The sequence below is a fragment of the Streptomyces sp. NPDC026522 genome, from assembly GCF_055567555.1.
On record NZ_JBVHQF010000002.1, the window covers coordinates 465573 to 488609 of the forward strand.

Sequence of the window (23037 nt, forward strand, 5' to 3'; positions counted from 1 at the left end):
TTCCGGCACGCCGTCACGCCCACGGGATGACAACTGTCATGCGGCAGTCACGACGCGCGACACTGCCGCGGACCGGGCGCTACGGGCGAATCTTGAGCCATGAAGACGACGACCGCGACGCAGACAGCCGCCGCCCCGGGCTCAGGAGCCGCCACCGGTTCCGTGGTGAGCTTCCAGAACGTGACCAAGAACTACGGCGCCGTCCGCGCGGTCGACGGCCTCTCCCTCGACCTGCACCCGGGCGAGACCGTCGCGCTCCTCGGCCCCAACGGCGCCGGCAAGTCCTCCACCCTCGACCTCCTGCTCGGGCTGCGCCCCGCCGACTCCGGGTCCGTCCGGCTGTTCGGGACCACGCCCCGCGAGGCGATAGCAGCCGGCCGGGTCGGAGCCATGCTCCAGACCGGCGGGCTGATGGAGGAAGTGACCGTACGCGAGATAGTCGCCCTCACCTGCGCGCTGCACCCCCGCCCGTACCCGGTCGAAGAGGTGCTCGGCCGCGCCGGGATCTCCGACATCGCGGGCCGGCTCGTCAACAAGCTCTCCGGTGGCCAGGAGCAGCGCGTCCGCTTCGCGCTCGCCACCGCCGGCGACAACGAGCTGATCGTGCTGGACGAGCCGACGACCGGCATGGACGTCACCTCCCGCCAGGCCTTCTGGGCCACGATGCGGGAGCAGGCCGCCCGGGGCCGTACGGTCCTGTTCGCCACGCACTACCTGGAGGAGGCGGACGCGATAGCCGACCGGGTCCTCGTACTCAGCAAGGGCCGGCTCCTCGCCGACGGCAGCGCCGCCGAGATCAAGGCGAAGGCCGGCGCCCGCCGGATCGCCTTCGACCTCGCGGACGACCAGGTGGACGAACAGGCGCTGCGCGCCCTGCCGCACCTCACCGGCTACGAGCGGCACGGGGACACCGTGAAGCTCCAGTCGCGCGACGCCGACGCGACCGTGCACGCCGTCTACGCCCTGGGGCTCTACCCCCGGAACCTGGAAGTCGCCGGGCTGGGCCTGGAACAGGCCTTCATCGCCCTCACCGAGGCCGAGGAGGCCAACGCATCATGACCACCGGAACGATCAAGCTCATCAAGCTCGAAATCAGCCGCGCCCTGCGCAACAAGAAGTACCTGTTCTTCACCGTCCTCTATCCGGCGGCGCTGTTCCTGATGCTCGGCGGCACCCTGAACGGCACCACCAAGGTCATGGGCACCGAACTGACCCTGCCCGCCTTCTACATGGTCGCCATGGCCTCCTTCGGCGCCCTGACGGCCGTCCTCATGGGCAACAGCGAGCGCATAGCCAAGGAGCGCGAGGCGGGCTGGGTCCGCCAGCTGCGCCTGACCGCCCTGCCGGGCCGCGGTTACGTCCTGGCCAAGACCGCCAGCGCCGGCGTGCTGTCCCTGCCCGCCATCCTCGTGGTCTTCGCGGTGGCCGCCCTGGTCAAGGGCGTGCGGTTCGACGCCTGGCAGTGGCTCGCCCTGACGGGCTCCATCTGGGCCGGCAGCCTCGTCTTCGCCGCCCTCGGCGTGGCCATCGGCTACCTGGCCAGCGGGGACACCGTCCGCCCCATCACCATGCTGTTCTACTTCGGCCTCTCCATCCTCGGCGGCCTGTGGATGCCCACCGCGAACTTCCCGCAGTGGCTGCGCGACATCTGCGAGTGGCTGCCAACCCACGCCTACGCGGGCCTCGGCCAGGCGATAGAACTGGGTGGCGCGCCCCACATGAAGGACGTGGCGATCCTCGCGGTCTACTTCGTACTGTTCACTGGTGCCGCCGCCTGGCTGTACCGCAAGGACTCTCTGAAGGCGTGAGGACGGAAGTGACCAGCACGACCAGGGCCGTTGACGGCAGCCTGACGGGGGTGCCCGGCGGACCGAGGATCGGCATGCGGCCCGAGACCCGGCGCCACAAGATCGTGAAGTCGATGTGGATCAGCCTGTGGCTGTTCTACCTCAGCGCCCCCGTGGTCGACCTGGTCAGCGGCGGACACAGTACGCAGGCCCGGGTGCTCGGCGGTCTGGGCCTCGCGGTCTTCGTCGCCTGGTACCTGGCCCTGGTGTTCCGCACCGCCCGGGAGGGCGAGCTGCGCTGGCTGCTGATCTCCGTCGCGGTGCTCTCCACCCAGGCCACGGTCCTCTCCCTGAGCCTGGGCCGCGAATGGCTGGTCCTCTTCGTCTACGTCTCCATCTCCTCCGGCGCCGCGCTCCCGGGGGAGATCTCCCGCTGGACGGTACCGGCCGCGACCGGGCTGCTGACGGCGACGGCCCTGGCGGTACCCGGCGGTGACGCGTACCTGGCGGGCCTGCTGATCCCGGCCGTTATGGGCGGCTTCGCGATGGTCGGCATCCGCGCCATGATCCGCACCACCGTGGAGCTGCGCGAGGCCCGGGCGACGGTGGCGCAGCTCGCCGCCAACGAGGAACGGCTGCGGATGGCCCGGGACCTGCACGACCTGCTCGGCCACTCGCTGTCGCTGATCACGCTCAAGAGCGAACTGGCGGGCCGGATGCTGCCGGACCGCCCGGAGCTCGCCGCCCAGCAGGTGGCGGACATCGAACAGGTCAGCCGGCAGGCGCTGGTCGACGTCCGGGAAGCGGTGAGCGGCTACCGGCGGCCGACCCTGCCGGGCGAACTGGCGGGCGCGCGCACCGCCCTGACGGCGGCGGGCGTGCTCGCCGACCTCCCCTCGGAGGTCCCGGAGGACCTCCCGCAGGAGATCGAGTCGGCGCTGGCGTGGTCGCTGCGCGAGGCGGTGACCAACGCGGTGCGGCACAGCGGCGCCAAACGCTGCACGGTCAGCCTGGACACCTGCCAGACGCTGGCCGGACGGTTCGTCGAACTGGCCGTCTTCGACGACGGTGCGGGCGGCACGGCGGTCCACGGCAACGGTCTCACCGGCCTGACGGAGCGCCTGCACGCGGTGGGCGGCACCCTGGAGGCGGGTCCGGTGGGCCGGACCGGTTTCCGGCTGCTGGCCCGCGTCCCCCTAGGATCACCGTCATGACGTCACGGCCCATCCGGATCCTCCTCGCCGAGGACCAGTCCATGGTCCGGGAGGCCCTGGCCGCGCTGCTCGGCCTGGAGCCGGACATCGAGGTGCTGGCCCAAGTCGCCCGCGGGGACGAGGTACTGGCGGCGGCCCGGGCACACGACGTGAACGTGGCGCTGCTCGACATCGAGATGCCGGGCATGACGGGCATCGAGGCGGCCGCGGCCCTGCGGGACGCCCTGCCGGCCCTGCGGATCGTCATCCTGACCACCTTCGGCCGTCCCGGCTACCTCCGCGGGGCGATGGAGGCGGGGGCATCGGCGTTCCTCGTGAAGGACGCCCCGGCCGCGCAGCTGGCGGACGCGGTGCGCAAGGTACTCACCGGCGAGCGCGTCATCGACCCGACGCTGGCGGCGGCGGCGCTGGCCGAGGGGGCGAACCCGCTGACCGACCGGGAACGGGAGGTGCTGCGCGCGGCGGAGTTCGGCGCGACCAACGCGGAACTCGCGGCCCGGCTGCACCTGTCCCAGGGCACCGTCCGCAACTACCTCTCGATGGCGATCCAGAAACTGGCCGCCCGCAACCGCGCCGAAGCCGTCCGCGTGGCCCGCGAAAAGGGCTGGCTCTAGGAAATCCCCAGCCTCGCCGGCGCTTGAGGCGCGGGGTGCGGGGCGGAGCCCCACGAGGCCCGGCGCAGCCGGGGGCGCTTGAGCGGCGGCGGCGCGGACGAACCTTCTCCCGGCCCCGGCCCCGGCCCGGCCCCGGCCCGCCCCGGCGCCGGGGTCAGTTCAGCAGGGCGCGGGCCGAGAGGGCCTCCGCACGGACGCGGGCGGCCGCCGCCTGGTCCACCGCGTCGACCACCTCCGCGTAGGCGTCGAGCTCCGCCGCGCCCGCCACGAACTCGCCCCGCTCCACCAGCACCCGTGCCCGCTCGTACCGCAGCGACGCCGGGTGCGAGGGCAGCAGCAGCGACAGGTCCAGCGCCCACAGCGCGACCCCGGACTGCTCCGGCCGGGTGGCGGCCCACGCCCGGATGTTGTTCAGGATCCGCAGCACGGTGTCCAGCGTGCCGGCCGGGGTGCGCGGTCCGGTCGCCAGCTCCGCCGGGCCCGCCCCGAGCGAGGCGCCCCCCGCGAAGGGGTCCACCACCACCCCCTCCTGCGGATCCCCGAAGCCGATCACGAAGTGCCCGGGCAGCCCCAGCCCGTACACCGGCGCACCCGCGCGCCGCGCCACCTCCAGCCAGACGACGGACAGCAGGATCGGCAGGCCCCGGCGGCGCCGCAGCACCTCGTGCAGGAGCGAGGACGAGAGCCGGTCGTAGTCCGCCGGAGTCCCGTGGAAGCCGAGCCGGCCGCCCAGCAGTTCCGTCACCGCCGAAGCCCACGCCGGCCCGCCGCGCAGCCCGTACGGCAGCATCCCCGCCAGCCGGTCCAGCTCGATCTGCGCCCGGTCCATGGCCCGCTCGTCCAGCTCCGGATCCGCCTCCGTCGCCAGCAGCAGGCACAGCAGCGCCAGGTCCGGCCGCTCCGAGCGGGCCTCCGCCGCGAACCGGGCCCGCCAGTCGGGGCTCACGCCGCCGCCCGGAAGTGGTGGTAGGCGTGGTGCGTCGCGAAGCCCATGCCGTCGTACAGGGCCCGCGCACCCGGATTTCCGGCCTCCACCTGGAGCCAGGCCGCCGAGGCGCCCTCCTCCAGGGCCCGCCGGGCCAGAGCCGTCATCACCGCCGTCGCGAGGCCCCGGCGCCGCTCGGCGGGGTCGACCTCGACCGCCGCGAACCCGGCCCAGCGGCCGTCCACCACCATGCGCCCGATCGCCTGGCCGGGCAGCGTCGCGAACCACACCGAAGGGCCCGTGACCAGTACCTTCCGGGCCACCTCGGAGTCCTTGACCCGCCCGTACCGCCCGAGCCACTCCGCGTCGGGCGTGCGGGTCAGCCGGACCCGGGAGGCCGCGGCGGCCGCCACGTCCCCGACCGGGGCCAGCGCCGCGATCCGGACCTCGGCCGACACCTCGTTCACCCAGCCCCGCCGCTCCAGCTCCGCGCACAGCCGCTCCTGGGTGCCGAGCGCGCCGGTCGCGGCCTGCACGTACGCCGGAAGGCCACGTTCCGCGTACCAGGAGGTCACCCGCGCGAGTGCTTCGTCCAGCGGCATGCCGGGGTCCCCCAGCGGCAGCGCCGAGTTGGCCCGCCGGGTGAATCCCGCGGCCGCCCGCAGGGTCCACTCGCCCAGCGGCTCGCTCTCCAGGGGCTGCCAGGCCCGGCCGGTGACCCGGGTCAGCTCCTCGAAAGACGCTGTAGGGCCCTTGCGCCGAGCGGGCGCCGGAGGGACGATCTTGCCTGCTACCAGCGTCGATTCCGCGATGTGGACGGACAGCCCGTCCTTGCGTGTGATCGTGAGCACACCCCCGGTCCAGGATATGAGAACCCCGACCGTGTCCGTGAACGAGGGGCGCCCGCTCCGGTCCGCCTCCACCCGTCGCACAGAAACCCGTTTACCCACGTCAGCCGGGGTAATACGGATCTCCAGCAGTCCACCGGCAGTGATTTCCACAGCTCTGTCCGCCCCTCCTGTTCGGATCGTGCCCGGGAACGGAGATACTAGGCGTGGGCATCGACGACGCCGCGCTCCCGCGCGATATGGAAAGCCCTACCGAGGAGGAACGAGAGCGTGACCTACGTCATCGCGGAGCCTTGTGTCGACGTCAAGGACAAGGCATGCATCGAAGAGTGCCCCGTCGACTGCATCTACGAGGGCCAGCGGTCCTTGTACATCCACCCGGACGAATGCGTCGACTGTGGTGCGTGTGAGCCGGTCTGCCCGGTCGAGGCCATCTTCTACGAGGACGACACCCCGGAGGAGTGGAAGGACTACTACAAGGCGAACGTCGAGTTCTTCGACGATCTCGGTTCGCCCGGTGGCGCCTCCAAGCTCGGCCTGATCGAGCGGGACCACCCCTTCATCGCCGCGCTGCCGCCGATGGGCGAGGGCCACTGACGGCCGTCGCCCCGGCGCAGCGTGCCTCGGTCCCGTACGGCCACGTGCCGCACGGGACCGAGCCGTTTCCGAGGCGTACTCCGGGGCGTTCCCCGTGGTGTTTTTCCAGTCGGCAGGACCAGTAGCGAGCAGAGAGCAGAGAGCACCGTGGCCGCAGTATCCGCACGTCTTCCCGCCTTCCCGTGGGACAAGCTGGAGCCGTTCAAGGCGACGGCGGCCGCCCACGCCGACGGCATCGTCGACCTGTCGGTCGGTACGCCCGTCGACCCGGTGCCGCAGCTGATCCGCAGCGCCCTCGTCGCCGCCGCCGACTCCCCGGGCTACCCGACGGTGTGGGGCACGTCCGCCCTGCGCGACGCGATCACGGGCTGGCTGCGCGGGCGCCTCGGCGCGAGCGCCGCCGGGCACCGCAACGTCCTGCCGGTGGTCGGCTCCAAGGAGCTGGTGGCCTGGCTGCCGACCCAGCTGGGTCTGGGCGCCGGCGACAAGGTCGCCTACCCCCGGCTCGCCTACCCCACGTACGAGGTCGGCGCCCGGCTGTGCGGAGCCGAGCCGGTGGTCTACGACGACCCCACCGAGCTGGACCCGGCGGGCGTCAGGCTGCTGTGGCTCAACTCCCCCTCCAACCCGACCGGCCGGGTGCTGCCCAAGGACGAGCTGATCCGGATCGTGGCCTGGGCGCGCGAGCACGGCATCCTGCTCTTCAGCGACGAGTGCTACCTGGAGCTGGGCTGGGAGGCGGAGCCCGTCTCGGTCCTGCACGACGAGGTGTGCGGGGGCTCCTACGAGGGCATCGTCGCCGTCCACTCGCTCTCCAAGCGGTCCAACCTGGCGGGCTACCGGGCGGCGTTCATCGCCGGTGACGCGGACGTGCTCGGCGAGCTGCTGGAGATCCGCAAGCACGGCGGCATGATGACCCCGGCGCCGGTACAGGCCGCGGTGGTGGCCGCCCTCGGCGACGACGCGCACGTGGAGGAGCAGCGCGGCCGGTACGCCGCCCGCCGCGAGGCGCTGCGCGGGGCGCTGGAGGCGCACGGCTTCCGCATCGAGCACAGCGAGGCCAGCCTGTACCTGTGGGCGACCCGGGACGAGCCCTGCTGGCAGACGGTGGCCCACCTCGCGGAGCTGGGCATCCTGGTCGCGCCGGGCGACTTCTACGGCGAGGCGGGGGCGGACTTCGTCCGTGTCGCCTTCACCGCCACGGACGAGCGGGTCGCGGCGGCGGTCAAGCGGCTCGGCGCGTAGGCCGGGGCCGGGCGGGTCCGGACCACCCGTCGGGCCGTCCGGCCCGGCACGGCCCGAGGGGCCGGGAGTGCGCACTCCCGGCCCCTCGGCGTTCCCGCGGCGGCGGGTCAGTGACCGAGACCACCCAGCGGCACGGCGTTCAGCGGCAGCTCCGGCGCCGCGGGCAGGCCCGCGGTCGGCAGGCCGGCGGTCGGCAGACCCGACGTGGGCAGGCCGGCGGTCGGCAGCTCCGACGTCGGCAGGCCCGAGGTCGGCAGGCCGGCCAGCAGCGGTCCGGCCGCCTCGGTCAGCTGCCCGGGGGCGGCCTTCGCCGCGGTGTCCGTGGCCGTGGCGGCGGTGTCACCGGCGGCGCCCACGGTGCTGGCGGCGGAGTCCGGAGACGTGAGCGCGCCCAGCTGCGGCACGGACTCCAGGCCCGCGGCGCTGGCCGCGCCGGCCGCACCGACCACGGGAGCTGTCCCGGCTGCGAGCAGCAGCGCGGCACGGGCGATCCGACGGGTCAGGGGGAGGGACATGATGCTCCTAAGCGGTAGCGGCTGAGTACGCCGGTACAACGGCTCCCGGGGCGGGCGAAGTTGCGGACCCGCCGGGTAAAGGATCGGTAACGCATCGTTTAATCGGGTTCCGCGACAACCGCACCGGACGGGCGCCGACCTGGCATTCCGCCCTTCCGCGCCCCCGGGCGCCCCCCGCGCCGGTGACCCCCGGGCGGGGGACGTGCCGCACACCCGAGCGGTATCCGGGCCCGGGGGCGGTTCACAGCGGGATCAGCGGTGCACGAAGATCCGTACCTCGTCCGCCTGCGCGGTGTGCGCCTGCGGCGCACCGGACCGGCCGTTCGCGGCGCGCTCTTCCTGCCACGCGCCGTCCGCCGCGCCCGCCGTCCAGCCCCGGGAGGCGTACGAGACGCGGGCGATCCCCAGCTCGCGGGAGTGCGCCACCGCCCAGTACGCCACCACCCGCGCCCGCCGGAACGCCGCGTCGGCGGGACCCTGCGGCTGCCCGACGGTGACCTCCGCCTCCGGGGCGCCGGCGCCCTCCTTCGCGGGGGCGGCGGCAGCGGTGTCCACCCGCACCTGCTTGCCGAAGATCCGCACCAGCTCGGCCCGCACCTGCTCCGGCCGGCCGGCCTCGGTGGGCGCCGGCCCGCCGCAGACGACGGAGCCGCCGCCGGCGAAGGCCGCCGTCAGGACGGTCGCGTTCGGCTCGTGCTTCGCGTACGCCTGCGGGAAACCGCTGAGCTGCACCTCCTGCGCGGCCTCCGTCAGCGGCAGCCGCGCCCAGCCCCGTACCTCCAGCAGCCGGTCGTAGAAGATCCCCGCCGCATGCACCGGGTCGCGGATCTCCTGCGGCGTGCCCCAGCCCTGCGAGGGACGCTGCTGGAACAGCCCGAGCGAGTCCCGGTCGCCGTGGTCGAGGTTGCGCAGCCCCGACTCCTGCATGGCGGTGGCCAGCGCGATGGTGACCGCCCGGTCCGGCACGCCCTTGGCGACGCCGACCGCGGCTATCGTCGCCGCGTTCCCGGCCTGCTCCGGCGACATCTCGTACGGCCGGCCCGCACCGCTCTGGCCGCCGGGTGCTTCGGCCGTGCAGTGCGGGGCGCCGCCCCCGCCGTTGGACTCGAACTGCACTACGAGGTAAGCGCCGAGCGCGAGCAGAACGAGCAGACCGGCGACCTTGAGAAACGGTCGGCGACGGCGCGGGCTGGAGTGATCGGTGGGGGACACCCGGCCCACCGTACTTGAGCCGCGTGTCGGGTCCTGCGGACGCGTCCACCGGCCGGACCGGCAGGCCCTCGCCACGGCCCGGGCGTTAGGGTCGGCTCATGTCCCCATCCGAGCTGGACCTCACCCTGGACGCTGCCGAGCTGACCGCCCGGCTCGTCGACATCCCTTCCGTGAGCGGCGACGAGAAGGTCCTCGCCGACCTCGTGGAGCACGCGCTGCGCGGTCTGCCGCACCTGACGGTCGACCGCTTCGGGAACAACGTGGTCGCCCGCACGAACCTCGGCCGCACCGAGCGCGTCGTGCTCGCCGGGCACCTCGACACGGTCCCGATCGCCGACAACGTGCCCTCCCGTCTGGACGAGAACGACGTCCTGTGGGGCTGCGGCACCACGGACATGAAGTCCGGCGTCGCCGTGCAGCTGCGGATCGCGGCCACCGTGCCCGAGCCCAACCGGGACCTCACCTTCGTGTTCTACGACCAGGAGGAGGTCGCCGCCGACCTCAACGGCCTGGGCAAGGTCGCCGAGGCCCACCCCGACTGGCTGAAGGGCGACTTCGCGGTCCTGCTGGAGCCGTCGAACGCCGAGGTCGAGGGCGGCTGCCAGGGCACCTTGCGGGTGCTGCTCCGCACGGCCGGCGAGCGCGCGCACTCCGCGCGCAGCTGGATGGGCGCCAACGCCATCCACGGCGCCGCCCCGATCCTGGCGAGGCTCGCGGCGTACGAGGCCCGCAGGCCGGTCATCGACGGCCTGGAGTACCACGAGGGCCTCAACGCGGTCCGCATCGAGGGCGGCGTCGCCAACAACGTCATCCCCGACTCCTGCACGGTGACGGTCAACTTCCGCTACGCCCCGGACCGGAGCAAGGAAGAGGCGCTGGCGCACGTGAAGGAGGTCTTCGCGGGCTGCGACATCGCCGAGTTCGTGGTCGACGACTTCTCCGGCGGCGCCCTCCCCGGCCTGTCCCACCCGGCGGCCGCGGCGTTCATGGAGGCGGTCGGCGGGCGCGCCATGCCGAAGTTCGGCTGGACCGACGTGGCCCGCTTCAGCGCGCTGGGCGTCCCGGCGGTCAACTACGGCCCGGGCGACGCGCTGCTGGCGCACAAGGTCGACGAGCGCGTCGAGACGAAGGCGATCCTGCACTGCGAGGAGCGACTCCGCGCCTGGCTGACCTCCTGAATTCCGCTCGTCGTCACCTTGGTGCGCCTAACCTGATCGAACGATCAGCAGGAGGGAGCACATCATGGGCAACCACCGCAATCCCGAGGGGTTCGCTCGTCGGCCCGAGGAGCAGCAGCTCGGGCCGGTGCTGCGCAGGCGGAGCCAGGTGCAGGCGGGCAGTACGACGGACCAGCGGCTGCTCGACTCCGCCGGGCCCTCCGAGTGGGTGCACACCGATCCCTGGCGGGTCCTGCGCATCCAGTCGGAGTTCATCGAGGGGTTCGGCACGCTGGCGGAGCTGCCGCCGGCGATCAGCGTGTTCGGATCGGCCCGCACCCCGGAGGGCTCGCCGGAGTACGAGGCGGGCGTACGGATCGGGCACGCGCTCGTCGACGCCGGCTTCGCCGTCATCACCGGCGGCGGCCCGGGCGCGATGGAGGCGGCCAACAAGGGCGCCCGGGAGGCCAACGGGATCTCCGTGGGCCTGGGCATCGAGCTGCCCTTCGAGCAGGGGCTGAACCAGCACGTCGACCTCGGGCTGAACTTCCGGTACTTCTTCGTCCGCAAGACGATGTTCGTGAAGTACAGCCAGGGCTTCGTGGTGCTGCCCGGCGGGCTGGGCACGCTGGACGAGATGTTCGAGGCGCTGACCCTGGTCCAGACCCAGAAGATCACCCGCTTCCCGATCGTGCTCTTCGGCACGGAGTACTGGGGCGGCCTGGTCGACTGGCTCAGGAACACCGTCGTCGCCCAGGGCAAGGCGTCCGAGTACGACCTCTGCCTCTTCCACGTGACGGACGACGTGGACGAGGCCGTGACGCTGGTCAGCAAGGAGGTCGGCGAGGGCACGAACGAACGCGCCGCCCGCGCCGCCACCGAGGAGGCGGCCCGGGAGGCCGGCGACTGACGGGGCGCGCGCCCGGCCGGGCCGGCGCGGCCCGTAGGGGAACCGCCGGTCAGGCGAGTCCCCGGCGGGCGACCGCCGGGGGCCGGTGGCCCTGGATGGACGCGACCATGTCGAGGACCTGCCGGGTCTCGGCGACCTCGTGCACGCGGTAGACCTGCGCGCCGAGCCAGGCCGAGACGGCCGTGGTGGCGAGGGTGCCGAGCAGGCGTTCCTTCACCGGCTTGTCGAGGGTCTCGCCGACGAAGTCCTTGTTGGACAGCGACACCAGCACCGGCCAGCCCGTGTCCGTCATCTCCCCGAGCCGCCGGGTGGCCTCCAGGGAGTGGCGGGTGTTCTTGCCGAAGTCGTGGCCGGGGTCGATCATGACGGCGTCGCGGCGCACCCCGAGCGCGACGGCCCGCTCGGCCAGCCCCACCGTGACCCGCAGGACGTCCGCCATCACGTCCTCGTACGCGGTCCGGTGCGGCCGGGTCCGCGGCTCGACCCCGCCCGCGTGGGTGCAGACCAGCCCGGCGCCGTAACGGGCCGCGACCTGGGCCAGCTTGGGGTCGACCCCGCCCCACGCGTCGTTCAGGACGTCGGCGCCGGCCTCGCACACCGCTTCGCCGACCTCGTGCCGCCAGGTGTCCACGCTGATCACCACGTCCGGGTGGCGGCGCCGCACCTCGGCCACGAAGCCGACCGTGCGGCGCGCCTCCTCGGCCGTGTCGACGTGCTCGCCGGGGCCCGCCTTGACCCCGCCGATGTCGATGATCGCCGCGCCCTCGGCCACCGCCTGCTCCACCCGGGCCAGCGCGGGCTCGTCGTGGAACGTCGCGCCCTGGTCGTAGAAGGAGTCCGGGGTCCGGTTCACGATGGCCATGATCACCGGTTCGTGGGTGTCGAACTCGCGCCTGCCCAGTCGCAGCATCCTGCTCTTTCCTCCTTCGGCGGCCCTCGCGCCTCGCCTGCGACCTTAACCTGGTGGCCGGAGTCTCTCAGGGGAGTTGATCGTGTTCTGGTTCTTGCTGATCGCGCTGGTCGTGGTCGTGGCCGCGGTCACCCTCGCGGTGGTCGGCGGAGGTTCGGAGGCCGTACTGCCCGAGGCGGAGCCGGACCGGGTGGCCGACTCGCTGCCGGAGACCCGGCCGGTGGTGCGGGCGGACATCGACGCCCTGCGGCTGCCGGTCGCGCCGCGCGGCTACCGGATGGCCGAGGTGGACGACGTACTGGACCGGCTGGCGGCCGAGCTGGCCGAGCGGGACGCGCGCATCGCGGAACTGACCGCCGCCGCCTCCGCCCCCGGCCGCGTCGACCTCACCAAAGAGGACCGGTGAGCGGCGCCCCGGCGGTGGCCGGGCCGGACGGGATCCTGCGCTGCCCGTGGGCGCTCTCGGCGCCCGAGTACATCGCCTATCACGACACGGAGTGGGGCCGCCCCGTCCACGGCGACGACGCTTTGTACGAGCGGCTGTGCCTGGAGGCGTTCCAGTCCGGGCTGTCCTGGATCACGATCCTGCGGCGGCGCGAGGGCTTCCGCAAGGCCTTCGCGGACTTCGCCGTCGCGGAGGTGGCGCGGTTCGACGAGAGCGACGCGCAGCGGCTGATGCTGGACCCGGGCATCATCCGCAACCGGATGAAGATCGAGGCGACGCTGGCGAACGCCAAGGTGCTCGCGCGGTGGGAGCCGGGCGAGCTGGAGGCGCTGATCTGGTCGCACGCCCCCGACCCGGGCAAGGCCCCGAAGACCCTCGCGGACGTCCCGGCGGTGACGCCGGAGTCCACGGCGCTGGCCAAGGCGCTCAAGAAGGCCGGCATCCGCTTCGTCGGGCCGACGACGGCCTACGCCCTGATGCAGGCCTGCGGCCTGGTCGACGACCACCTCGCGGCCTGCGGCTTCCGGCACCGGGACTGAGCGGTCACCCGGGCGGCCGCCGACGGCCGCCCGGAGACGCCTCTCAGCGGCCCAGGTACTTCGGGGGCTGCTTCGCGAGGAACGCCTCGACCGCGATGCCGTGGTCCGCGGAGGCGCCCGCGCGGGTCTGGAGGACGTCCTCGTGGGCCAGGGCCTCGGGCAGCGAGTGGGACGCCCCGTAGGCGAGGGACTCCTTGACGGCCGCATAGGCGACGGTCGGGCCCGAGGCGAGGGTCCGGGCCACCGACTCGGCCTCCGCGGCCAGCGCGTCCGCCGGCACGACGCGGTTCGCGATGCCGAGCTCGTACGCCTCCTGCGCCGTGACCGAGCGCGGGAACAGCAGCAGGTCGCTCGCGCGCGAGGCGCCGATCAGCCGCGGCAGGGTCCAGGAGACGCCCGAGTCGGCGGTCAGTGCCACCCCGGCGAACGAGGTGTTGAAGGAGGCCGTGTCGGCGACGACCCGGAAGTCCGCCGCCAGCGCGAACCCGAAGCCGGCCCCGGCCGCGACCCCGTTCACGCCCGCCACCACGGGCTTCGGCATCTCGGTGAGCGCCCGCACGATGGGGTTGTAGTGCTCCGCGACCGTGCTCATCGTCAGCGAGGAGCCGCTCTCGCGGTCGGCCGCGAGGTTCCCGATGTGCTCCTTGAGGTCCTGGCCCACGCAGAAGGCCCGGCCGCCGGCCGCCGTGAGCAGCACCGCCCGTACCCCCGCGTCGCCCGCGGCGGCCTGCACCGCGTCGCGCAGGGCGACCTTGGCCTCCGTGTTCATGGCGTTCATCGCGTCGGGCCGGTTGATCGTGATGGTGGCGAGTCCGTCGGTCACTTCGTAGAGCACGCTGTCGGCCATGGCGGGGGTCCCCCTTCGTCGCGGGCTTGGCTACCGACCGGTACCGGCCGGTGCAAGGGCCAGCATGGCGGACCGGACGCGCACCGGGCATGTGATGTGCGTCAAAGAAAGCAGAGGCTCCCCGCCGGGCGCAGCGGCGAAGTATCGCAGGCCGATCCCCGAAATGAGTGGTTTTGGTCAAGCGCGTTGCACAAGCGTTCCCCGCCGATGTTGGTCATCGGGTCCTGACATGCGGGATAATGGCTGGGAAGCAATGTGTTCGATGCCGGGTACTAGGCGCCTGAATGGGGCCGTCGGCGACGATGAGCTGGTTTCAGGAAGGGGAACGAGCATGGCGGCCATGAAGCCGCGGACGGGCGACGGCCCGCTCGAGGTCACCAAGGAGGGGCGAGGCATCGTCATGCGCGTACCGCTCGAGGGCGGCGGTCGGCTTGTCGTCGAGCTGACGCCGGACGAGGCGGACGCCCTGGGTGACGCCCTGAAGAAGGTCGTCGGCTGATCCCCCGAGGACGCTGACAGGCACTTCGCCTAAGAAACTCCGCACCGCCCCGGCCGCCCCGCGCGGCCGGGGCGGTGTCGTATCCGGGTGCCGTGCCAGGGTGTCGCAACCCGCGCGCGGTGACGCACCTCAGCGCCGGACCGCGCACAGCAGCCCGTCGCCCACCGGGAGCAGCGCCGCCTCCAGCGCCGGGCTCTCGCGCACGCTGCGCAGCAGCTCGCGGACCCGGAGCACCTCCACGGGCTGGGCGGCGGAGTCGACGGTACGGCCGTCGGAGAAGACCCCTTCGAAGCAGACCAGGCCGCCCGGCCGCAGCAGCCGCAACGATTCGGCGAGGTAGTCCAAGGACTCGGTGGGGTCCCCGTCGCAGAAGACGAGGTCGTATCCGCCGTCGGCGAGCCGCGGCAGCACGTCCAGGGCGCGGCCCGGGATGAACCGGGCCCGGTTGCCGGCGAAGCCGGCGGCGCGGAAGGCCTGGCGGGCGAACGCCTGCCGGTCCGGCTCCGGGTCGACGGTGGTCAGCACCCCGTCCGGGCGCATCCCGTACAGGAGGTGGATGCCGGAGACGCCGGTGCCGGTGCCGATCTCGGCCACCGCCTTGGCGTCGGCCACCGCGGCCAGCAGGCGCAGCGCGGCCCCGGTGCCGGGGGAGACGGAGCGCAGCCCCGCTTCCCTGGACCGGTCGCGGGCCCATCGCAGAGCGTCGTCCTCGGCGACAAACGCGTCGGCGAACGCCCAGCTCGTCTGCCGGTTGCCGCTAATGACCCTCTCCTGTCCCCATAGTTGGCGCAACGGTGACTGTATCCGTTGACGTCGGGAACCCGCAGATGGGACCGGGCGTTGGGAGAAGTGGACGCGGGCGGATGCGGGATAGAGGGGACGGCAGAGGGCAGATCGGCGATCCGGAGGCCCGCGGACCCATAAGACTCGTGCAAAGTTACTGCAAAAATACTTATCCGGAGCTGACGGGAGGGGTGGCTATGGTAGGGGCTCCACTGGACACCACCAGAGCCGATAGGGGAGGTGCGGCTGCGCCTACGGATCGAGGAGGGGTGCTACGACGCCTCTTCTGGTCGGCAGGTGAGCCGAAATCCGTGACCGAGACTGCTGACCGCATCCACACCGCCGACACCGCAACCACCGCGACCTTTGCCGCCGAAGCGGGACCGCAGGCGTGGACGCCTCCCTCCTGGGAGGAGATCGTCAGCACGCACAGCGCGCGGGTCTACCGCCTCGCCTACCGTCTGACGGGCAACCAGCACGACGCCGAGGACCTGACGCAGGAAGTCTTCGTCCGCGTCTTCCGCTCGCTGTCCACCTACACGCCCGGTACGTTCGAGGGCTGGCTGCACCGCATCACCACCAACCTCTTCCTGGACATGGTCCGCCGCAAGCAGCGGATCCGGTTCGACGCGCTCGGCGACGACGCTGCCGAGCGGCTGCCCAGCCGTGAGCCGTCCCCCCAGCAGGTGCTCCACGACACCCACTTCGACGCGGACGTGCAGCAGGCGCTGGACACCCTCGCGCCCGAGTTCCGCGCGGCCGTCGTGCTCTGTGACATCGAGGGGCTGTCGTACGAGGAGATCGCCGCCACGCTCGGTGTGAAGCTCGGCACCGTGCGCAGCCGGATCCACCGGGGCCGCTCGCACCTGCGCAGGGCGCTCAAGCACCGGTCCCCCGAGGCCCGCGCGGAGCAGCGGGCGCTGGCGGGAGCGGCGGTGGGCGCTCCCGGTGCCGGGGGAGAGGGCGGAACCGAGTGAGCGGAACCGGACCGTCCCCCGCCGAACAGCACCTGGGCGACCGGCTCGCCGCCCTGGTCGACGGGGAGCTGAGCCATGACGCCCGCGAGCGGGTGCTCGCCCATCTGGCGACCTGCGCCAAGTGCAAGGCCGAAGCCGACGCCCAGCGCCGGCTCAAGACCCTCTTCGTGGAGAGCGCGCCGCCGCCGCTGTCCGCCGGGCTGCTCGCCCGCCTGCAGGGCCTGCCGGGCGGTGATCCCGGGAACCCCTCCTCCGGAGCGCCGGGCGGGGGCGGCCCCACGGCCGCCTTCGGGTACGTGGCTCCGGCCGCGCCGCGCGAAGCGCTCCCGATCCATGAGGGCGGCCGCGTCCACGAGCCGGGCCGCCCCAGACGCCGGTTCGCGTTCGTAGCGGCCGGTGCGGTCTCGCTCGCCGCGCTCGCCCTGGGCGGCTCGCTGCCGCTGGACACCGTCGAGCCGGGCGCCTCGCGGGGCGAGGCTCCCGCCGCGCGGCCGGGTCCGTACGCACCGCTCACCGACGCCGTGGTCCGCGACCGGCTGCCCAGCCCCGGCGTGCTGCCCACCCTCGCGCCGAGGGGCCTACTGACGCCCTCCGCGCCGGTCTCGGCCCGACCGGCCGTGTCCCTGGCGCACTGACCGGGGCCGCCCGCCCCGGCCCGGGCGCGGGCGGCCGGGGAAGCGGGCCGGGGGGCTCGCGCTGCGAGCGGACCTGATTGAATCGGCGCCTGAGGCGCCGCCCGGCGGTGCGACAGCTTTGGAAGTCCGCCAGCCGCGGGGGAGCGCCCATGTCCGACAGCCAGCACACCGAACCGGCCCCGGCGCCCCGCTGGTGGAGCCGCCCCGAAGGCCCGGTGGCCGTACCGGGGCCGCGCGCGGCCGCGCCGGAGCAGGCCCCGGGCCCGCAGCAGCCCGGGCCGGTGGCCGAGCCGCCCCGCTACGACCCCTGGAGCGTCACCGCCGCCCCGTTGCAGGTGGCCGATCCGGGCCGGTCACCCCGGCGCGGGCCGCGGACGTGGCAGCTCGTGGCCCTCGGCGTGGTCACCGCCCTGCTGGCCGGCGGCATCGGCGGATACATCGGCGTGCTCACCGAGCGCCGCAGCAACACCCGCCTCGAACTGCCCCAGGCCGCCGTCGACCACAGGGACCGGGCCCCCGAGAGCGTGGCCGGGATCGCCGCCACCGCCCTGCCCGGCGTGGTCACCCTGCACGTCAGCAGCGGCAGCGGCGGCAGTACCGGCACCGGGTTCGTCCTCGACGGCGACGGCCACATCCTCACCAACAACCACGTCGTCGCCGACGCCAAGGACATAACGGTCACCTTCAGCACCGGTGAGAGCGTCGCCGCCGAACTGGTGGGCCGCGACGGCGGCTACGACCTGGCCGTGGTCAAGGTCACCGGAGTACGCGGGCTGCGCCCGCTCGCCCTCGGCAACTCCGAGAACGTACGGGTCGGGGACCCCGTGGTGGCCATCGGCGCGCCGTTCGACCTCTCCAACACCGTCACCGCCGGCATCATCAGCGCCACCGGCCGCCCCATCACCGCGGGCGGCGACAAGGGCGACGGCAGCGACATCAGCTACGTCGACGCCCTCCAGACCGACGCCCCCATCAACCCCGGCAACTCCGGCGGCCCGCTCCTGGACTCCCAGGCCCACGTGATCGGCATCAACAGCGCGATCCGGGGCGCGGACAAGGGCCAGGGCGGGGACGAGGGCGCCCGCCAGAGCGGCAGCATCGGGCTCGGCTTCGCCATCCCCGTCAACCAGGGCAAGCGGGTCGCCGAAGAACTGATCCGCACCGGCCACGCCACGCACCCCGTCATCGGGGTCACCCTCGACATGCAGTACACCGGCGACGGAGCGCGGGTCGCCGCCAAGGGCGAGGACGGCAAGCCGCCGGTCGTCGCGGACGGGCCGGGCGCCCGGGCCGGGATCAAGGCGGGCGACGTGATCACGAAGGTGGACGGGGCCCGCGTGCACGGCGGTGACGAGCTGATCATCAAGGTCAGGGCCCACCGCCCCGGCGACGAGCTCACCCTCACGGTGCTGCGCGAGGGCAGTGAGCACACGCTGCACATGGTCCTCGGCTCGGCCGGCGGATCATGACGGGCGGGGGGCCGCCAGGTGTCCGGGGAGGGCGCGCGGGGCCGAAAGCGGGATCGGGGGCCTCCTGACGTAGGGGCACCGAGGCGGGGCCGGGTACCGTTGTGCAGGCCGGACGTGGAGAGAGCCGAGGAGCGGCAAGGTGTTCAACGACATAGGCGCACTCGAACTGGTCACGATCGTGGTGCTCGCCATCCTCATCTTCGGCCCGGAAAAGCTGCCGAAGGTGATCCAGGACGTCAGCGGGGTCATCCGCAAGATCAGGTCGTTCTCGGACAGCGCCAAGCAGGACATCCGCTCCGAACTGGGCCCCGAGTTCAAGGACTTCGAGTTCGAGGACCTCAACCCCAAGACCTTCATCCGCAAGCACCTGGCGGAGAACGAGGACCTCAAGGAGATCCGCGGCAGCTTCGACCTCCGCAAGGAGCTGAACGAGGTCGCCGACGCCGTGAACGGCAGGGAGGCACAGCCCGGGCCGGCCGCCGCCGGGACCGCCGCCACGCCCGCCGTCGGCACCGGTCCGGACCTGATGAAGAAGCCCGCCGCCCCGGCCCCCGAACAGCGCACGCCGTTCGACGCCGACGCCACCTAGGCCACTGCCTGCCCGGGGATCCGGGACCTGATGGCTATCCTCTCCATCTGTCCGGACGCAGGGCACCCGAGGATGGGATCCCCCCGCGAAGCGAGGGGAGGGCCGTTCCGGACCCCACGGAACGAGAGGCGCCCAGATGGAGACGACCAGCAGCCGGGTAGGGGCACAGCCCGCGGAAGCCACCGCCGAGGCCCCCGCCGCCGCACCACAGCCGACCCCGGAGCCCGAGCGGCCCCCCGCCCCAGCGGAAGCCCAGGAGTCCGCCGCGCCCATGCCGACGGCCCGCCGGGCGGTCGACGGCTACCTGCGGGCCGGCTTCCCCTGGTACGGGCTGGACGGGGCCTTCACCGGACCCCGCTGGCTCATGCAGGTGGGCTCCGCCGCCGACGGCACCGTCGAGCACGGTTCCACCGGCCACGGCGACGAGCCCTCCGCCCGCGGTGAGATCGCCACCGGCGAGAAAGAACGCTTCGCGGTGGTCATCACCGTGGCCAGCAACCCCCTGCGCCGCAGCGGCGACGGCACCGGCGTCCTGGAGGCCACCTCGGTCGCCTCCGCCGCCTGGCTGGCCGGCTCGGGCCTGCTCGCCTACAGCTGGCCCGCCCAGATGGACCACAGTCTGCGCAACGACTGGCTCGACCAGCAGACCGAGGCTGCCTGGGAACTCGCCGACGACCTCGAGGGCGCCGACTGGTCGACGCTCTCGCTGCCGGTCGACGGGGAGCCGACGACCTTCCACTACCGCGAGTCGGAATTCGGCTGGGTGCTGGCCGGCTCCACCCGGGCGGGCGTGCACCTGGGCGCGTACGGGCGCGGGATGAGCGCGTACGGCCTCGGCTTCTCGGCCATCGCCGACCTCGCCGCGTACGAGTAGCCCCGCCGCCCGCGCGCAGGCCGGAACGAAACGGGCCGGGCACCGCGGAACCCCGCGGTGCCCGGCCCGGCACTCATGCTCAGAACTTGTTGCGCGGCGTGATCCCCAGCGACATGCCCGACAGGCCGCGGGCGCGGCCGCCCAGCTTCCCGGCGATCGCGCGCAGCGCAGCGCCCGCCGGGGAGTCCGGGTCGGACAGCACGACGGGCTTGCCGTCGTCGCCGCCCTCGCGCAGCCGCACGTCGATCGGGATCGAGCCCAGCACCGGCACGCTCGCGCCGACCGTCTTCGTCAGGCCGTCGGCCACCTTCTGGCCGCCGCCCGAGCCGAACACGTCGACCATCTCGTCGCAGTGCGGGCAGGGCAGCCCCGACATGTTCTCCACCACACCGACGATCTTCTGGTGGGTCTGCACGGCGATCGAGCCGGCCCGCTCGGCGACCTCGGCCGCAGCCTGCTGCGGGGTGGTCACGACCAGGATCTCGGCGTTCGGCACCAGCTGCGCCACGGAGATCGCGATGTCACCCGTGCCCGGCGGCAGGTCCAGCAGCAGCACGTCCAGGTCGCCCCAGAAGACGTCCGCGAGGAACTGCTGGAGCGCCCGGTGCAGCATCGGGCCGCGCCAGACGACCGGGGCGTTGCCCGGGGTGAACATGCCGATGGAGATGACCTTCACGCCGTGCGCCGACGGCGGCATGATCATGTTCTCGACCTGGGTGGGACGGCCGTCCACGCCGAGCATGCGCGGCACGCTGTGGCCGTAGATGTCCGCGTCCACGACGCCGACCTTGAGGCCGTCCGCGGCCATCGCCGCCGCCAGGTTGACGGTCACGGACGATTTGCCCACGCCGCCCTTGCCCGACGCGACCGCGTACACCCGGGTCAGCGAGCCCGGCTTGGCGAACGGCACCTCGCGCTCGGCGGTGCCGCCGCGCAGGGTGGCCGCCAGGTCCTTGCGCTGCTCGTCGCTCATCACGTCGAGGGTGACGGCGACGGAGGTGACGCCCTCGACGCGCTCCACGGCCTCGGTGACGTTCTTGGTGATCGTCTCGCGCATGGGGCAGCCCGACACCGTCAGGTAGACCGTGACCGCGACCGCGCCGCCGTCGCCGATCTCCACCGATTTGACCATGCCGAGGTCGGTGATCGGCTTGTGGATCTCGGGGTCGTTCACCGTCGCCAGCGCGTCCAGGATCGCGTCCTGCCCAGGCGCAGCGGCGGAGCTTGTGTCGGTAGCCATGACCCGATGGTACGGCTCGGTAGCACGCCGCCGGTAAGCCCGTCAGCGGTCGCCTTCGTCACGTTCGGGCGCGAGCAGCCGCCGCTCGTCCATCTCCTTGATCAGGTCCTGGAACTCCGAGCGGATCCAGTCGCGCGTCGCGACCTCGCCCAGGCCCATCCGCAGCGAGGCGATCTCCCGGGTCAGGTACTCGGTGTCGGCGATGGAGCGCTCGTTCTGCTTGCGGTCCTGCTCCAGGTTGACCCGGTCCCGGTCGTCCTGCCGGTTCTGCGCCAGCAGGATCAGCGGGGCCGCGTACGAGGCCTGGAGCGAGAGCATCAGCGTCAGGAAGATGAAGGGGTACTCATCCCAGCGCAGGTGCGGCGGCGCGAAGACGTTCCACAGCACCCAGGCGACGATGACGACCGTCATCCAGACGATGAAGCGGCCCGTGCCCAGGAACCGCGCGACCCGCTCCGAGAGCCGCCCGAACGCCTCCGGGTCGTACTCGGGCAGCAGCCGCCGCCGGGCCGGCCGCGGCTGGTCCAGCCGGACGCGCGAACGCGTCAGCGCGCTCGCCCCGGAGGGCGCGCCCGCCTTCGCCCGCTCGGCGGAACGTTCCAGCCGCTCCAGCCGCAGCCGCTCGGCCGCCTCCAGCCGCTCGGAGAGGCTGTCCCGCGCCTGCTCGCGCCGCTCCCGGCGCCGTTCGCGCGCCGCCTCGCCGCGCGGCCCGTCGCCGCGCTCGGAGCGCCCGCGCCCCCGCTCAGTGGCCACGCACGGCCTCCTCGGAATGGAAGTCCGTCTCCCGCCAGTCGTCCGGCAGCAGGTGGTCGAGTACGTCGTCGACGGTCACCGCGCCCAGCAGCGAGCCGCTCTCGTCGACGACCGGTACCGCGACCATGTTGTAGGCGGCCAGGTAGCTCGTCACCACCGGCAGCGAGGCGTCCGGCCGCAGCGGCGGCAGGTCCGTGTCCACGATCGAACTGACCAGTGTGAACGGCGGATCGCGCAGCAGCCGCTGGAAGTGCACCGTCCCCAGGTACTTGCCCGTCGGCGTCTCGTCCGGCGGCCGGCACACGTACACCTGCGCCGCGAGCGCCGGGGACAGGTCCGACTGGCGGACCCGGGCGAGCGCGTCCGCGACCGTCGCGTCCGGGCGCAGCACGATCGGCTCGGTGGTCATCAGACCGCCCGCGGTGCGCTCCTCGTACGACAGCAGACGGCGCACGTCCGCCGCGTCGTCCGGCTGCATGAGCGTCAGCAGCCGCTCCTTGTCGTCCTCGGGCAGCTCGGACAGCAGGTCGGCCGCGTCGTCCGGGTCCATCGCCTCCAGGACGTCGGCCGCCCGCTCCTCCTTGAGCTTGCCGAGGATCTCCACCTGCTCGTCCTCGGGCAGCTCCTCCATGACGTCGGCGAGCCGGTCGTCGTCGAGGGCGCTGGCCACCTCGGCGCGCCGCTTCGGCGTCAGGTGGTGCAGTACGTTAGCCACGTCCGCCGGGCGCATCTGCTCGAAGGTGGCCACCAGGTTCTCCGCGCCCTGGCCCTCCTCCTCCAGCGAGAACCCGGTCACCGCCGACCACTCCACGGTCAGGGTCTCGCCGCGCCGGCGCAGTGCGCCGCCCTTGCCCTTGCGGACGAAGATGCGGTCGATCTCCCAGTCCCGGCGGGCCGGCAGTTGCTGGATGGCCACGTCCAGGACCGTGACCTCCTCGCCGGTCGAGACCAGCTTCACGCGCCGGTCCAGCAGTTCGCCGAGGATCAGCCGCTCGGTGGGGCGCTGCTCGAAGCGCCGCATGTTGACGACGCCGGTGGTGATGACCTGCCCGGACTCCACACCCGTCACCCGGGTCATCGGCAGGAAGATCCGCCGTCGGCTGACCACCTCGACCACCAGGCCCAGCAGCCGCGGCGGCCGGCCTCCGACGCGGAGCATGGCGACGAGGTCGCGCACCCGGCCCACCTGGTCGCCGTTGGGGTCGAAGACGGGCACACCCGACAGATGCGAGACGAAGATCCGCGGGGCGCCAGCAGCCATCCGAGCGCCTCCTAGAACGTGAACCGACCGTCGATCAACAGTCTTGCCGAGCCTCAGGCTAGCCCGTGGCCCGGGAAGGCGTCCTGGTGGGGCCCTCGGACGGGTCCGTACGGGGCCGGGCCGACGGGCGGCGCACGCGGGCGCGGGCGCCGCCGGACGGGCGGGTACGCTGCCTGCTGCCCCAGACGACCG

26 protein-coding genes are annotated in these 23037 nt (G+C 73.2%); 16 read left to right on the forward strand and 10 right to left on the reverse strand.

Features of this window, described 5'->3' with window-relative positions:
• Window positions 1-99 precede the first annotated feature (99 nt).
• From ACZ4M3_RS06725 to ACZ4M3_RS06740, 4 genes are all read left to right on the forward strand, one after another.
• A complete protein-coding gene (locus ACZ4M3_RS06725) occupies window positions 100-1059 on the forward strand; it encodes an ABC transporter ATP-binding protein (RefSeq protein WP_467730538.1) in 960 nt (319 codons plus the stop codon).
• Window positions 1056-1808, forward strand: coding sequence for an ABC transporter permease (locus tag ACZ4M3_RS06730; RefSeq protein WP_467730539.1), 753 nt, complete (start codon window positions 1056-1058; stop codon window positions 1806-1808). Before ACZ4M3_RS06725 ends, ACZ4M3_RS06730 begins: the two co-directional genes overlap by 4 nt.
• 74 nt (window positions 1809-1882) lie before the next feature.
• On the forward strand, window positions 1883-3001 hold the full coding sequence (locus tag ACZ4M3_RS06735; protein WP_467730821.1) for a sensor histidine kinase: 1119 nt from the start codon (window positions 1883-1885) through the stop codon (window positions 2999-3001).
• Window positions 2998-3615, forward strand: a complete 618-nt coding sequence (locus ACZ4M3_RS06740) for a response regulator (RefSeq protein WP_453356221.1) — start codon at window positions 2998-3000, stop codon at window positions 3613-3615. Before ACZ4M3_RS06735 ends, ACZ4M3_RS06740 begins: the two co-directional genes overlap by 4 nt.
• Before the next feature lie 154 nt (window positions 3616-3769).
• Here the strand turns inward: ACZ4M3_RS06740 and ACZ4M3_RS06745 are convergent, their stop codons facing one another.
• Window positions 3770-4561 (reverse strand): transglutaminase-like domain-containing protein, encoded by a 792-nt coding sequence (locus ACZ4M3_RS06745; RefSeq protein ID WP_467730540.1) that lies wholly within the window; start codon window positions 4559-4561, stop codon window positions 3770-3772.
• Entirely contained in the window at window positions 4558-5541 is a 984-nt protein-coding gene (locus ACZ4M3_RS06750) for a GNAT family N-acetyltransferase (RefSeq protein WP_467730541.1), read from the reverse strand. Before ACZ4M3_RS06750 ends, ACZ4M3_RS06745 begins: the two co-directional genes overlap by 4 nt.
• Before the next feature lie 117 nt (window positions 5542-5658).
• Between ACZ4M3_RS06750 and fdxA the strand changes: the two genes are divergently transcribed.
• The gene (fdxA, locus tag ACZ4M3_RS06755) at window positions 5659-5985 is read left to right on the forward strand and encodes a ferredoxin (RefSeq protein ID WP_356739959.1); all 327 of its coding nucleotides are present in this window, start codon (window positions 5659-5661) and stop codon (window positions 5983-5985) included.
• A 147-nt stretch (window positions 5986-6132) separates the two neighbouring features.
• A complete protein-coding gene (gene dapC / locus ACZ4M3_RS06760) occupies window positions 6133-7230 on the forward strand; it encodes a succinyldiaminopimelate transaminase (RefSeq protein ID WP_467730542.1) in 1098 nt (365 codons plus the stop codon).
• A 107-nt stretch (window positions 7231-7337) separates the two neighbouring features.
• Here dapC and ACZ4M3_RS06765 read toward each other — a convergent pair whose 3' ends face one another.
• Both ACZ4M3_RS06765 and ACZ4M3_RS06770 read right to left on the reverse strand, forming a co-directional pair.
• Complete coding sequence (locus tag ACZ4M3_RS06765; protein ID WP_467730543.1) at window positions 7338-7745, reverse strand: ATP-binding protein; 408 nt, start codon at window positions 7743-7745, stop codon at window positions 7338-7340.
• A gap of 252 nt (window positions 7746-7997) precedes the next feature.
• Window positions 7998-8957: a hypothetical protein gene (locus tag ACZ4M3_RS06770; RefSeq protein ID WP_467730544.1), complete on the reverse strand. Its 960-nt coding sequence runs from the start codon at window positions 8955-8957 to the stop codon at window positions 7998-8000.
• A 98-nt stretch (window positions 8958-9055) separates the two neighbouring features.
• Between ACZ4M3_RS06770 and dapE the strand changes: the two genes are divergently transcribed.
• Complete coding sequence (gene dapE, locus ACZ4M3_RS06775; RefSeq protein ID WP_467730545.1) at window positions 9056-10135, forward strand: succinyl-diaminopimelate desuccinylase; 1080 nt, start codon at window positions 9056-9058, stop codon at window positions 10133-10135.
• 64 nt (window positions 10136-10199) lie between these two features.
• Entirely contained in the window at window positions 10200-11024 is an 825-nt protein-coding gene (locus ACZ4M3_RS06780; protein ID WP_467730546.1) for an LOG family protein, read from the forward strand.
• A gap of 49 nt (window positions 11025-11073) precedes the next feature.
• Here ACZ4M3_RS06780 and folP read toward each other — a convergent pair whose 3' ends face one another.
• Complete coding sequence (gene folP / locus ACZ4M3_RS06785) at window positions 11074-11934, reverse strand: dihydropteroate synthase (protein WP_467730547.1); 861 nt, start codon at window positions 11932-11934, stop codon at window positions 11074-11076.
• 82 nt (window positions 11935-12016) lie between these two features.
• On the opposite strand from folP, the gene ACZ4M3_RS06790 reads away from it, so the two are divergent.
• Both ACZ4M3_RS06790 and ACZ4M3_RS06795 read left to right on the forward strand, forming a co-directional pair.
• Window positions 12017-12340, forward strand: a complete 324-nt coding sequence (locus ACZ4M3_RS06790; RefSeq protein ID WP_467730548.1) for a DivIVA domain-containing protein — start codon at window positions 12017-12019, stop codon at window positions 12338-12340.
• Window positions 12337-12918, forward strand: coding sequence for a DNA-3-methyladenine glycosylase I (locus ACZ4M3_RS06795; protein WP_467730549.1), 582 nt, complete (start codon window positions 12337-12339; stop codon window positions 12916-12918). The genes ACZ4M3_RS06790 and ACZ4M3_RS06795 overlap by 4 nt, the downstream gene beginning before the upstream one ends.
• Window positions 12919-12961: 43 nt before the next feature.
• Here ACZ4M3_RS06795 and chcB read toward each other — a convergent pair whose 3' ends face one another.
• On the reverse strand, window positions 12962-13765 hold the full coding sequence (gene chcB / locus ACZ4M3_RS06800) for a 2-cyclohexenylcarbonyl CoA isomerase (RefSeq protein ID WP_467730550.1): 804 nt from the start codon (window positions 13763-13765) through the stop codon (window positions 12962-12964).
• Window positions 13766-14096: 331 nt separating this feature from the next.
• Between chcB and ACZ4M3_RS06805 the strand changes: the two genes are divergently transcribed.
• Window positions 14097-14264, forward strand: coding sequence for a DUF3117 domain-containing protein (locus tag ACZ4M3_RS06805; protein ID WP_003966491.1), 168 nt, complete (start codon window positions 14097-14099; stop codon window positions 14262-14264).
• 129 nt (window positions 14265-14393) lie between these two features.
• On the opposite strand, the gene ACZ4M3_RS06810 is transcribed toward ACZ4M3_RS06805, so the two are convergent.
• Window positions 14394-15056, reverse strand: coding sequence for an O-methyltransferase (locus tag ACZ4M3_RS06810; protein ID WP_467730551.1), 663 nt, complete (start codon window positions 15054-15056; stop codon window positions 14394-14396).
• Between the two features lie 188 nt (window positions 15057-15244).
• Between ACZ4M3_RS06810 and sigE the strand changes: the two genes are divergently transcribed.
• From sigE to ACZ4M3_RS06835, 5 genes are all read left to right on the forward strand, one after another.
• Window positions 15245-16024: an RNA polymerase sigma factor SigE gene (gene sigE / locus ACZ4M3_RS06815; RefSeq protein WP_453357560.1), complete on the forward strand. Its 780-nt coding sequence runs from the start codon at window positions 15245-15247 to the stop codon at window positions 16022-16024.
• A complete protein-coding gene (locus tag ACZ4M3_RS06820) occupies window positions 16021-16659 on the forward strand; it encodes a zf-HC2 domain-containing protein (protein ID WP_467730552.1) in 639 nt (212 codons plus the stop codon). Before sigE ends, ACZ4M3_RS06820 begins: the two co-directional genes overlap by 4 nt.
• A gap of 149 nt (window positions 16660-16808) precedes the next feature.
• Window positions 16809-18128, forward strand: a complete 1320-nt coding sequence (locus ACZ4M3_RS06825) for a S1C family serine protease (RefSeq protein ID WP_467730553.1) — start codon at window positions 16809-16811, stop codon at window positions 18126-18128.
• 139 nt (window positions 18129-18267) lie between these two features.
• Window positions 18268-18717 (forward strand): sec-independent translocase, encoded by a 450-nt coding sequence (locus tag ACZ4M3_RS06830; protein ID WP_467730554.1) that lies wholly within the window; start codon window positions 18268-18270, stop codon window positions 18715-18717.
• Between the two features lie 136 nt (window positions 18718-18853).
• On the forward strand, window positions 18854-19591 hold the full coding sequence (locus tag ACZ4M3_RS06835) for a hypothetical protein (RefSeq protein WP_467730555.1): 738 nt from the start codon (window positions 18854-18856) through the stop codon (window positions 19589-19591).
• Between the two features lie 79 nt (window positions 19592-19670).
• Here the strand turns inward: ACZ4M3_RS06835 and ACZ4M3_RS06840 are convergent, their stop codons facing one another.
• From ACZ4M3_RS06840 to ACZ4M3_RS06850, 3 genes are all read right to left on the reverse strand, one after another.
• Entirely contained in the window at window positions 19671-20786 is a 1116-nt protein-coding gene (locus ACZ4M3_RS06840) for an Mrp/NBP35 family ATP-binding protein (RefSeq protein WP_467730822.1), read from the reverse strand.
• A gap of 87 nt (window positions 20787-20873) precedes the next feature.
• Entirely contained in the window at window positions 20874-21434 is a 561-nt protein-coding gene (locus ACZ4M3_RS06845; RefSeq protein WP_467730823.1) for a DUF1003 domain-containing protein, read from the reverse strand.
• Window positions 21435-21573: 139 nt separating this feature from the next.
• Entirely contained in the window at window positions 21574-22845 is a 1272-nt protein-coding gene (locus ACZ4M3_RS06850) for a magnesium transporter MgtE N-terminal domain-containing protein (protein ID WP_467730556.1), read from the reverse strand.
• Between the last annotated feature and the right edge of the window lie 192 nt (window positions 22846-23037).